Annotated in this window: 9 protein-coding genes; 7 read left to right on the top strand and 2 right to left on the bottom strand. The window is 31.0% G+C overall.

The window, feature by feature from the left end; translation table 11 throughout:
* The first annotated feature begins 32 nt into the window (after positions 1 to 32).
* From DFQ10_RS12225 to DFQ10_RS12215, 3 genes are all read left to right on the top strand, one after another.
* On the top strand, positions 33 to 5,666 hold the full coding sequence (locus DFQ10_RS12225) for a PAS domain S-box protein (protein ID WP_115817712.1): 5,634 nt from the start codon (positions 33 to 35) through the stop codon (positions 5,664 to 5,666).
* 184 nt (positions 5,667 to 5,850) lie between these two features.
* Positions 5,851 to 6,279, top strand: coding sequence for a hypothetical protein (locus DFQ10_RS12220; RefSeq protein ID WP_115817711.1), 429 nt, complete (start codon positions 5,851 to 5,853; stop codon positions 6,277 to 6,279).
* A complete protein-coding gene (locus tag DFQ10_RS12215) occupies positions 6,276 to 6,689 on the top strand; it encodes a DUF7793 family protein (protein WP_115817710.1) in 414 nt (137 codons plus the stop codon). Before DFQ10_RS12220 ends, DFQ10_RS12215 begins: the two co-directional genes overlap by 4 nt.
* Here DFQ10_RS12215 and DFQ10_RS12210 read toward each other — a convergent pair.
* The gene (locus DFQ10_RS12210) at positions 6,686 to 8,491 is read right to left on the bottom strand and encodes an SLC13 family permease (RefSeq protein ID WP_115817709.1); all 1,806 of its coding nucleotides are present in this window, start codon (positions 8,489 to 8,491) and stop codon (positions 6,686 to 6,688) included. The genes DFQ10_RS12215 and DFQ10_RS12210 overlap by 4 nt on opposite strands.
* A gap of 272 nt (positions 8,492 to 8,763) precedes the next feature.
* Between DFQ10_RS12210 and DFQ10_RS12205 the strand changes: the two genes are divergently transcribed.
* The gene (locus DFQ10_RS12205) at positions 8,764 to 9,621 is read left to right on the top strand and encodes a phospholipase A (protein WP_115817708.1); all 858 of its coding nucleotides are present in this window, start codon (positions 8,764 to 8,766) and stop codon (positions 9,619 to 9,621) included.
* Positions 9,622 to 9,636: 15 nt separating this feature from the next.
* Here DFQ10_RS12205 and DFQ10_RS12200 read toward each other — a convergent pair whose 3' ends face one another.
* Positions 9,637 to 10,635 carry a metal-dependent hydrolase gene (locus DFQ10_RS12200; RefSeq protein ID WP_115817707.1) on the bottom strand — a complete coding sequence of 333 codons (999 nt, stop codon included), beginning with the start codon at positions 10,633 to 10,635 and terminating at the stop codon, positions 9,637 to 9,639.
* 131 nt (positions 10,636 to 10,766) lie between these two features.
* Here DFQ10_RS12200 and DFQ10_RS12195 point away from each other — a divergent pair, with 131 nt between their 5' ends.
* The 3 genes from DFQ10_RS12195 to DFQ10_RS18600 all read left to right on the top strand — a co-directional run bounded on the left by DFQ10_RS12195 (position 10,767) and on the right by DFQ10_RS18600 (position 12,406).
* Positions 10,767 to 11,801, top strand: coding sequence for a c-type heme family protein (locus DFQ10_RS12195; RefSeq protein WP_115817706.1), 1,035 nt, complete (start codon positions 10,767 to 10,769; stop codon positions 11,799 to 11,801).
* Positions 11,802 to 11,814: 13 nt separating this feature from the next.
* Entirely contained in the window at positions 11,815 to 12,108 is a 294-nt protein-coding gene (gene trxA / locus DFQ10_RS12190) for a thioredoxin (RefSeq protein ID WP_115817787.1), read from the top strand.
* Positions 12,109 to 12,235: 127 nt separating this feature from the next.
* A complete protein-coding gene (locus tag DFQ10_RS18600) occupies positions 12,236 to 12,406 on the top strand; it encodes a hypothetical protein (RefSeq protein ID WP_181897631.1) in 171 nt (56 codons plus the stop codon).
* Positions 12,407 to 12,468 lie beyond the last annotated feature (62 nt).

Raw genomic sequence — 12,468 nt, 5'->3', positions numbered from 1 at the left:
ATTAGGGAATATCTTTAAAAAATAATTGAGATATGAAAACCATATTAATTGTAAATGCTGCGTTAGAAAATCTAACTTTTCTTAAAACAATACTTGAAGAGGCAGGCTATGCTGTTATTGAAGCCGAAGATGGTAAAATAGGTTTAGAGAAAGTGTACAACCATAAAATAGATTTAATTATCTCAGAAACATTAATGCCTGTTATGGATGGGTATTTGTTTTGTAAAGCTTGTAAAAAGGATAAGCTTTTAAAAGATATTCCTTTTGTTGTTTATACCTCTAATTATACTGATGAATCCGACAGACAAAAGGCATTAAAATTAGGTGCTTCTAAGTATTTAATTGATCCTGTAGATTCAAGTAAAGTACTTACAGAAATTAAACATCTTTTTGCTGAAAAAAAACCTAAATTAAAGCAAAAAGAAGCGAAGAAGTTTATTAAGGATGAAGTTTCTAAGCTATATAATGAGCGTTTAATTGGTGATTTAGAGCAAAAAAACATAGACCTAAGCAATGAGATTATAGAGCAAGGTAAAACAGAGCAGCTGTTAATTAGTAAAAATGAAATTCTAGATTTATTCACTAAAAACATACCTCTAAATAAAATTTTTGACCAATTACTCTTAAATTTCGAATCAATTCATCCAGATTATTTTGGTTCTATTAGTTTAGTGGATAAAGAGGGAGTTAATCTTATCTTAGAATCTGCACCATCCTTACCAGAATCGTATTGTTTGGCTATTAAAAGTTTACCAATACTTAATAATTCTGGCTCTTGTCCTACTGCAGCATTTACAAAAAAGCCCGTTATTGTTACAGACATAACTACAGATGAGTTATGGGTGAAACATAAAGATCTTGCTTTAAAGTACGGTTTAAAGTCGTGTTGGTCTATTCCTATTTTATCAAAAGACAATCTTGTATTAGGAACCTTTGCAATATACAGTAAGTCCGTAAAATCACCTACAATGGATGAGATTAGGGAGGTTGATTTTGCTGTAAGCTTGGCTAATATTGCGCTTGAGAAGTCTAGAATAATTTTAGAAATTAAGAAAAAGGATGAATCGTATTATGCATTAATAAATCAGGCGAGTGATGCCATTCTAACGTATACATTCGATGGTGTTATTCATGAATTTAACCAAGCAATATACCAAATCTTAGGCTATACATCAGAAGAGTTTTCAAAGCTAAAGATTCAAGATATTATTGTTGGTGATTTTATTACAATGCCAGATGTTTATAGCCGGATTCTTGAAGGACAATCTGTATTTTTTGAAAGACAACTAATATGTAAAAATAAAGCAATTGTAGATGTAGAAATTTCAGCAAAAAAACAAAAGGACGGAAAAGTATTATCTATAGGGCGTAACATAACTGAACGTAAAAAAGCAGAAGCGAAACTTATAGAAAACGAATACTTTTTAAGACAATCTCAAAAAGTAGCTAATATTGGTTCTTATACTGTAGATTTAAAAACTAAGAAATGGATAACTTCTTCCGTGTTAGATGAAATCTTTGGTTTGGATGAATCTTTTGTAAAAACTGTTGAAGGTTGGAATAGTCTTGTGCATCCAGATGAAAGAGAAGCTTTGTTAGAATATTTTAGTCACTGTGTAGCAAATAATAAAAAGGTTAGTATAGAATACCGAGTTATAAAACACGATACTCAAGAAGAAATATGGGTGAATGGTTTTGGTGAGTTAATTTTTGATAGTGAAAACCAGCCTACAAAAATGATAGGTAGCATACAGGATATTACTTATCAAAAAAAATCAGAAATAAAGCTTAAAGAAAGAGAATACTTTTTAAGACAATCTCAAATAGTAGCCAATATTGGTTCTTATAGCTTCGATATTAAATCTGGTATTTGGGAAAGTTCTGCAGTATTAGATGGCATTTTTGGAATCAATAAATCGTTTTTGAGAAATGTTGAAAATTGGATTGGCCTTATACATGATGATGATAAAGAAGTAATGCTAAATCATTTACAGCTAGACGTCATTAAAAATCACAAAAAATTTAATAGAGAATACAGGCTTAAAAGGCGTGTTAGTAATAAGGATATTTGGGTCCATGGTATCGGTGAATTAATTTTTGACAGTGAAGGAAATCCGGATAAAATGATAGGTGTTATCCAAGATATTACTGAACGTAAAACGGCTGAGGTAAAAATTTTAGAAAGAGAATACCATTTAAGACAATCTCAAAAAGTAGCTAATATTGGTTCGTATACGGTAGATATAGAGAATGAAACTTGGACAGGTTCTTCCGTGTTAGATGAGATTTTTGGTATAGATGAATCATACCCTAAGACGGTTGAAAGTTGGAATAATCGTATCCATATAGACGAAAGAAAAGAGTTGCTAAATTATTTTAAATATTGTGTAGCAAATAATGAAAGATTTAACAAAGAATACCGAGTTATAAAACATGATACTCAAGAAGAAATTTGGGTACATGGTATTGGAGAGTTAATTTTTGATAGTGAAAATAAGCCTACAAATTTAATAGGTACTATTCAAGATATTACACAGCGAAAACAATCCGAAATTAAACTTCAAGAAAGCGAGTATAGTTTAAGGCAATCTCAAAAAGTTGCTAATATTGGTTCTTATGTTTTGGATCTGAGTACAAGAACTTGGGAGTCTTCTACAGTACTAAATAGTATTTTTGGTATTCACGAATCTTATGTGAAAACTATTGAAAGTTGGGTAAATCTTATTCATCCAGATGAGAAAGAAGAGATGTTTAATTATTTGGAAAATAATATCATCAACAAAATTAATTTCAATAAAGAGTATCGGGTTGTAAAACCAGATTCTAAAGAAGAAATTTGGGTTTATGGTATTGGAGAATTACTTTATGATAGTGATGGAAATGCTGTAAAGTTGATTGGTACAATGCAAGATATTACCGAGCGTAAGCGTTCGAGGATAAAGCTTCAAGAAAGTGAAAAATCTCTATTAACAGCACAGAAATTAGCTAAAATTGGGAGTTTTAATTTAGATATAAACAGTTTGGTAGGTGAGACTTCTATCACCTTTAAAGAAATTATTGGAGTGGATTCTACTACTGTAGTTAGTTTTCCATTATGGAAATCTATTGTGCATCCTGAGGATAGAGCTCTGATTAAAGACGCAGTAATACATAGCCAAAAAAATAAAGAAAATTTTAGTTTAGAATATAGAATTATATCCAAAGATGAAAATAAGTTAAAATGGATTCATGGTTTAGGAGAAATCATTTATGCTAAAGGCAAAGCTATAAGTTTCATTGGTACAATACAAGATATTACAGAGCGTAAAAAAATTGAATTAGATTTAAGTATTGCAAATAAATTTTCATCTAGTCTTTTAAAATCAATGCATGAAGGTTTAATTGCAATAAACTTAGATTCTGAAATAGTTAGCGTAAACCCAGCATTTTGCGAAATGACAAGCTTTGCAGAAGATGAATTAATAGGTGTTAAGCGTCCTTATCCTTTTTCTCCACCAGAATTAAGAAAAGAAAATGATGCTCGTTATAAATTATTGTTACAAAATAAAAATGAAAGCGATTATGAGAATACATACATGCGTAAAAATGGTGAACGTTTTCCGGTGCATGTTATGGTTTCAAGTATTTATGATGAGAATGGTGAAAAAACCGCGAATTTTGCTACCATAGAAGATATTACCGAACGAAGAAATGCAGAAATAAACTTACAATTAGCAAAAGCTTTTAATGATAAGCTAATTATGGCTATGCAAGAAGGTTTGCTTATTCTAGATATGTTAGGGAAAGTGATAAAAGTAAATGATTCTTTATGTAAACTTCTTGGATATTCTGAACAAGAACTAATTGGGCTCGAGTTACCTTATCCATTTGCTCGAGAAGAAGACTTTGAGAGAATGCAAGAGATTAAAGCTAAAGTGGCTAAAGATGAGGCGCCAACTTTTCAGTTAGAATTTACTAGAAAAAATGGTTCACAGTTTTTAGCTTCATTTTTGGCAGGTACTATTAAAAATGACAATGGAGATGTTATTGCCATCTTTGCGACTATAAAAGATGTTTCAGAAGAAGAAAAAGCGAAGAAAGTATTAGAGGAAAATGCTAAAAAATCATTTGAGAGAAAAAATGTTATTATAGAATTAGCCAGTTTAGTGGGTACTGATTATAAAGACGCCTTAAATAAAATTACAGCACTATCTGCAAAAACGTTAAACGTTGAAAGAGGAAGCGTATTAAAATTTAATAAAGAAAAAACAGAAATATTTTGTGAAAAATCATACACTAGAAAAAATGATCGTTATGAGAGTGGGCAAGTGTATAGCAGAGAAATCAACGAGAAGTATTTTGAAACCATAAATAAAGGTAAAATAGTTAGATCATCTAAAGCTCAAACCTATGATATTTTTAAAGGATTTTTAGAAGATCATCTTATTCCATTAAATATAAAATCTAAATTAAGCATCCCAATTCAAGGTATAAATGAAGTATACGGAATTCTTTGTTTTGAAGAAATAGGTGTAGAGCATTTTTGGACAACCGATGAAGAGGAGTTTGCAACTTCTATAGCCAATTTAGTGTCATTGATGATTCAAGCAAATGAACGAAAACTAGCAGAAGAAGCATCCATTTTAGCAAATAATCAGCTTACACTAGCTAATAATGAACTTAACAAATTACGAAACCAATTAGAGCAAGAAAATGTATATCTAAGAAATGAGTTAGATTTGGTATTTAACTATGAGGACATGGTTTATGGTAGTGCAGAATTTAGCAATGTTTTAACCGAATTAGAAAAAGTTGCACCTACAAAAGCTACGGTTCTACTACTAGGAGAATCTGGTACTGGTAAGGAGTTATTAGCAAGGGCTATTCACAATATTAGCACGCGAAATAACAAACCTTTAATTAAAGTTAATTGTGCAGCAATACCAAGAGAGCTCTTAGAAAGTGAATTGTTTGGACATAAAAAAGGATCATTTACAGGAGCATTTAATGATAAAATTGGAAAATTTGAATTAGCAGATCAAGGCACCTTGTTTTTAGATGAAATTGGTGAATTGCCTATAGATATGCAGCCAAAAATTTTAAGATTTTTACAAGAAGGTGAAATTGAGGTTGTTGGTGGTGCTGTAACTAAAAAGTTAGATGTTAGAGTCATTGCAGCAACAAACAGAGATTTAAGAGAAGAGATTGATAAGAAACGTTTTAGAGAAGATTTGTTTTTTAGGCTTAATGTATTTCCTATAAGAGTTCCTGCGCTTCGTCAACGAAAAAGTGATATTCCATTATTAGTAGAGCATTTTGTAGAAAAATTTAATAAAGATTACGGTAAAAACATAAAGTTTATAGCGGATGAAGCTATGAATAAGCTTAAAAACTATAATTGGCCTGGCAATATTAGAGAGTTAGAGAATTTAATTGAACGCGCTGCTATTTTATCTACAGACGAAACATTGTCTATACCAGGATTTGAGTCTTCAAATCAAATGGTAAATCCAATAAATAAAAAAGATTTGTCATTAGATGTGGCACAACGTAATCATATTCTTCGAATTTTAGAGCAATGCGACTGGAAAATAAGCGGACCAAATGGTGCCTCTGAGCTATTAGCAGTTAAACCTAGCACATTACGTGATAAAATGAAAAAATTAGATTTGAAAAAACCTGATTAAAATCACGGTATTCCGTTAAACCTTAGTTTGTGTGCAAAGCGGTCACGGTATTTCGTGACTAATCTAAGTTGTTTATAATCTTGTTAATTATTTATATTGCTGATAAACAGTTGTTTATGTTGTTTTTTGTGCTACAGATATCTTTTGGCATACCTATTGGCATAACGTTTTAAAACAGATTAATATGAGGAACGTAGTGCAATATGAAGGTATCAAGCTTTGGGTAGATCAAGATGTAATTCACTGTAAACTTAGGCCTGATTTTTTTAAGAATTATGAAAAGGATAAAACAGAGGAAGCTTTGTTTAATGCTATTTCTATTTTATACGATAGAGAATACAGACCTCTATTGTTAGATTTAAAGCAAATAAATAGTACTGATGCTATTGAGATATTTATGCTCATTTCCAATAGTGTGCCTATAAATACATTAGTGCTTTCAAGAGCATTTTTGGTGCGTTCTACATGCTTAAAGTTTTTACTTGCTTTAAATAATATTACAGGTAATAGAGTTGTTCCTAATAGAATTTATACAGATTTTGATTTAGCACTGCTATACTGTAAAAACAAATACAAGAATTTTAATACAGTAAGCCAAAGAAGTTTTACATGAGCAAAGTAATTGGATTTAATAACGCCATATTTTGGACAGATGATTCGGGAATTCTTTATTGCGAATTTAGTAGTAGTTCTAATCTTAAATTAGAAACACAGAATATAGAATTATACATCAATGCCATTAAAACCTTATGCGATGGTAAGCCGATGCCATTTCTTATAGATTTAAAAGACATTCGTGGTACATTTTCCGTTGCTGCTACTAATCTAATAACTAACAATCCTGAAATTGTTAAATTAAGAATTACAGAGTCTTACCTTGTTAATACTCTAAGAACGAAATTATGGCTTGCATGTTATAAGCGATTGTATGACAGAATTACTCCCTTTGCAACCTTCAATGATATCAATTCTGCTGAGAGATATTGTTTAGAAGCAAAAAATAGGTTTTACAAAAGTGCTTAAAAAAGCATTGATAACAGTAATGTTCCTGAAATCCATAGTGTAAAAGACAGTATGCCTCCAATGATTAAAAAGTGCTTAAACTTATAAGCGCCAGTACCATAAATAAGTGTATTGGTTTGGTAGCCTACAGGAGTGAAAAAACTAAAATTAGATCCAAACATTACCGCTAATAAAAATGGTTTTATGTCTAGTGATAAACCGGTAGCAAGAGCAATAGCAATGGGTGTCATAATAATTGCAGTCGCATTGTTAGATATAACACCAGACATAAGCATTGTAATGCCAAAAAGCATTCCCAATACAATCATAGGAGTTTGATCTTTCATTAGAATAAGTAAATGTTGAGATAGCCAAGTATCTGCACCGCTATTAGACATCGCAATTCCCAGAGGAATCATACCAGCCAATAAAAATATTATTTGCCAATTCACTTTTTGATACACTGTTTCTAGCTGAATAATATTTGTTAAGAGCATTGCAGCTACACCAACCAATGATGCTGTTAATATGTTTAATAAGCTAGTAGCAGCAAGAGCAATAACAGCTAGTAATATTAGAAGTGCGATTACCCTTTTAGATTGAGCAATATCGGGTTTAAATTCGTGCTCATTTAAAATTGCAATATTTTCAATTTTATATAAATCTGAAATTTTATGTTCTTGCATTTCAAGTAATACACGGTCTCCTGGTTTAAGAACAATGTCCTTAATGTTTTTTCTTAATAGGCGTTCTCTTGTATTTCTAATATTTCTTCGTTTTTTTATCGCAATAGGATAAGCACCTTGAAATGACATACTACGCAAACCTCTTAATGTTTTTCCAATAAGATTAGATCCTGGGAGGATAAGAGTTTCAACATAAGTCATGTCGTATTCAGATTCATCTTTATCAGCATCTTCATTTTGTTGTCTTTGCCTTTCTTCATTTAGTACAAAACCATTTGCCTTCATAAATGATTGAAAATTCTCTAAATTGCTCATTAACACTAAACTATCGTTAGTCATTAGTTTAATGTATTTACCAGGATCGTTAATGACTTGGTTATTTCTAATGAGTTTTAAGATTTTTGCATCTTCATTGTTAAAAAAATCAATATCACCAAATCTTTGTCCGATTAAGGGTGCGTCCTCAGTCACTTTAACCGTAAAAACATAAGATTCAATATCATAATCTTTAGATAAATTACTTTCTTTTTTCTTAGGTAAAAACCTAGAGGCTATGGTCATTATTACCAGTCCTATTAAAAAGAAAATAATTCCGTATACAGAAAATTCGAAAAAACTAAAAGCTTCAACTCCTTGCTTTTTTGCAATAGCATTAACAAGTAGATTCGTCGATGTACCCATTAACGTGCAACTTCCGCCTAATATACCAGCAAATGATATAGGCATTAACAAACGCGATGTTGAGAATCCGTATTTTTCCGATAATTGATTTACAATTTTTATGAAAATAATTACAACAGCCGTGGTACTTATAAAAGCAGAAATGCTCGCTGAAATAATCATAAAAGCAGGAGTGATTAAAATAAGAGGTAGAATCCGTAATTTTTTTATACCATCTGAAAGAAGTTGAATGACTCCATTTTCTTCAAGACCAACGGCTAAAATCATTAAGGCTAAAATGGTAATGGTTGCAGGATTTGCAAAACCACTTATAGCTTCTTCTGGTGTGGTTAATTGAAGTAATACTAATGCAACAATAATAAAAAATGAAATTTTATCTACAGGAAATAATTCAGTAATAAATAACAAAATACTGACTCCGATAATGATGAAAACCAAAATAATAGGTAGATCCATAATTAGTGTTGCATTAGATTAAGTGTGCGATTATTAAACGAGGTATTTATTTGTTAGAACTCTCATGCGTAATTTTAAATTAAGGTTTTTAAAGGTAGTTGAGAGCCAGGTAACTAGAGTAACCTTAATCGTAATATTTTTACCTCATTTGCACTTAGTTTAAGTAAAAAAAATGAGTACGATTTTTAATGTTTCAGAGGTACTTTAATTTGTATTTGAGTTAATCCATTGTATAGGCTAATCCTAGATTTGTAAAACCATTTAAATTTTACATGAAAAGATTTCAACTGAGCCAACTACAATTACTATTACTGAGCATTATAATTACTGCTGTTCTTTCTGTTAAAGGATATTCTCAAAGCTATACTAAAGGTGAGTTTAGAGATTCAATTGCAAATCAGCCTTATTTTTCAATCCACAAGGATAATTATTTTATTACAGGTGTACCAACCAATAAAACAATTGATAGAACAACGGCTAACGCGAAATATCAAATTAGTTTTAAACAAATTCTTACACGAAGCAGGCTGCCGTGGGACACCTATTTATTTATGACCTATACACAGAAATCTTTTTGGAATATATATAAAGAATCATTTCCGTTTAGCGATATTAATTTTAACCCTTCTATTGCTGTAGGAAAAGCTTTTTTTGATAAAAAAGACAAATTAAAGGGTATTGCAAACCTGTCCTTTGAGCATGAATCTAATGGAAGAGATAGTATCTTTTCTAGAAGTTGGAATAGGCTTAGCTTAGAATACACTACCAATGTTGCTAAAAACACAATAGGAAGGTTTAAAGTTTGGCTGCCATTTGGCTATAAAGAAGGAAATCCAGATTTATTAGAATATGCAGGTTTAGGTCAAATAAATCTTTCGCATATAATAAAACCAGATAAGTTTTTTTTCGATATAAGGTTTAGAAAAGGCTTGAATTTAGATCTTAAAGGTTCGGTTAGAACACGTTTGTATTTTAATCCGTTTGATAATAATATATCTAATCAATACTTAATGCTCGAGTGGTTTGTTGGCCAAGCAGAAGGGATGCTAAACTATCAGCAATCGCAAAGTATGATTAGGCTTGGTTATGTGATAAGAACTAATGAATTTAAATGGTTAAGTGGCAAATAAGATGTTAAAGCAGCCTTAGTTTCCTTTTATTCTTTGCCATAAATCTTTCATTAGTTGTTGGCCATCTCGAGGTGTTTTTTCTTGTTCTATAAAAGTTACATTTCCAGAAGAATCTACTTTAATTTCATATTTAAATACAAAATCTTGAGAGTTGGCTTCTAAATTCATTAAGCCAAAACGTAAATCATTATAGAATAATTTATCATCTATTTTATTAATAGTATACCAGCCTTCGGAAATCGCGATCATACGTTTTATTTTTTCATGTTCAATGAGGCCTCCAAGCAAGTGATGATTTTTTGGATAAATCTCAAACGAGATATCTTTAGTGTCAAAAAATGAATAGGTGCCTAATAAATAACTATCTTTAGTGTCTACATTGGCATTCCATAATATGGTGTTAAGAGGCGAAGGTCTAGTGTCTAATTGTAGATAAGTGATGTCTTCAGTTAATAATTGGTCTTCAAATTGAGTTAAGGCTATATCTTTTAATATAAAGGTTAGAGCTAAATATGCAGTACTAATAGTTAAGCCAATGCCGTTGTAAAGCCTTCTTTTTTCAGAAGTTCGTTTTTGAAACATGGTTAAAACTAAAAACACTAAAAAAGGAACGGTATATAAAGGATCTATAACAAAAATGGTTTTAAAAGCCAATCTTATATCCAAAGGCCAGAACAGTTGCGTGCCCCAAGTGGTATGTGCATCTAATATAGGATGTGTTATCAGTGCCCAGAAAAATAACCAGGACCAGCCTTTAAAATCTTTATAGGTTTCGTAGCGAGAAACTAGCCAACCCAGAATAGGAGCAAAGAGTACTGAAAATATAATAGAATGTGTAAAACCACGATGAATCGCTAAAGCCGAAACCGTATCTGTAAAATGAGAAGCAAAAACATCTAAATCTGGTATGGTACCAGCAATGGCTCCATATAAAATAGCTTTATTGCCTACTTTTTTTCCTAAGACAGCTTCGCCTATAGCTGCACCTAAAACGATTTGTGTGAGTGAATCCATAATTAGTTGTAAAAATACATTTTCTAATGTAGAAATAAGTCTAATTTTTATAGTGCTTTAATGTGAGCATTGTAACATTAGTTACCTAACTATTTTGTGGTGCTTAGTATCTTTATTCAAACTTAATTTATATGAAAAATTTTATTGGATTTCTTGTGTTACTTGTAACTTTAGTGAGTTGCAACTCAAGTAATAAAAAAAAAGACGCGTATAGTAGTGTTGATAAATCTAGTGCAGCAACAGAGCATCCTGGTAAAAAGTTAATGGAAGCTAATTGTTATGTGTGTCATAATCCTACTGCAACTGAAGCCGATAGAATTGGGCCTCCAATGATTGCCATTAAAAAACATTATATTAATAGTGAAACGAGTAAAGAAGACTTTATTGCTTCAATGCAAGCTTGGATTAAAAATCCAAATGCAGAGGATGCTAAAATGTATGGAGCTGTAAAACGATTTGGTGTAATGCCTAAACAGGCATTTGCAGAGAAAACTATAGAACAGATTGCAGATTATATGTATGATTTTGAAATTGAGCAACCAGTATGGTTTGAAGATCACTTCAATAAAGAACGAGGTAAAGGCATGGGTAATGGTAAAGGCATGGGTAATGGTAAAGGCATGGGAAATGGTCAAGGTAAAAAGCATGGTATGCAACAAGCCCAAACTAATTTTGAAGATTTGTCTTATGGAGAGAGAGGTTTAAAATATGCTTTAACAACAAAAGCGGTTTTAGGTAAAAATTTAATGGGAACCATTCAGCAAAAAGGAACTTTAGAAGCCTTAACATTTTGTAATGAGCGTGCTTATCCTTTAACGGATAGTATGTCAGTGGTACATAATGCGATTATAAAACGCGTTTCAGATAAACCAAGAAACCCTAAAAACAATGCGAATTCAGAAGAATTAGATTATATAAATACATTTAAAAATGTTATTGCTAATAATGAAGAGGCAAGCCCAATTGTAAAAGAATTAGATAATAAAGTAAAGGTTTATTACCCAATTACGACAAACACAATGTGTCTTCAATGCCACGGAAAACCGAATGAAACTTTAGAAAACACAACATTAACACGCATTAAGAGTCTTTATCCATTAGATAAAGCGATAGGTTATAATATTAATGAAGTAAGAGGTATTTGGAGTATTACTTTTGATAAATAAATTCAAGTCAGGTATGAGCAAATTTTCAGAAATAATAAATCAAGATCAACCCGTTTTAGTTGATTTTTTTGCAGATTGGTGTGGCCCATGTAAAATGTTGAGTCCAATTTTAAAACAAGTAAAAGACACCTTAGGTGAAGATGTTACTATTATTAAAATTGATGTAGACAAAAATCAAGCTCTAGCTTCAAAATACCAAGTTAGAGGTGTGCCAACGATGCTATTGTTTAAAAATGGCAAACAAGTGTGGAGACAGTCTGGAGTGCTTAAAAAAGAAGAGATTATAAATGTAATAACAAAAGCTTAATAATAATTGAGATTTATTATTAACAAGATTATTGCATTGATAGTTTTTTATATTTAATGATAAATATCATTTTTAATAAAACTTATTGTTATTAATTTTACACTCTTAAAACTAAATAAACACACATATGATTAATACATTAATAGCATTATATAGTTGGACTGGTGGAGTTGTTATGATTGCAATTTTCGCGTTGGTTTGTATTACGCTGGTTGGCATCCTAATTAACTTTTTGTCAAAAGGTAAAAGTGAAGATGAGTCTAACAATCTTAATGAAGATAATAACTCAGAGTATTAATTAAAACTAATGATATATTTAAAAAGAGGGTAGTCAATAATTAACTACCCTCTTTTTTTTGT

The organism is Winogradskyella eximia, assembly GCF_003386165.1.
Classification (GTDB): Bacteria; Bacteroidota; Bacteroidia; order Flavobacteriales; family Flavobacteriaceae; genus Winogradskyella; species Winogradskyella eximia.
The sequence above is the reverse complement of the archived record's forward strand: the minus strand, read 5'-3'. Positions and strand labels throughout refer to the sequence as shown.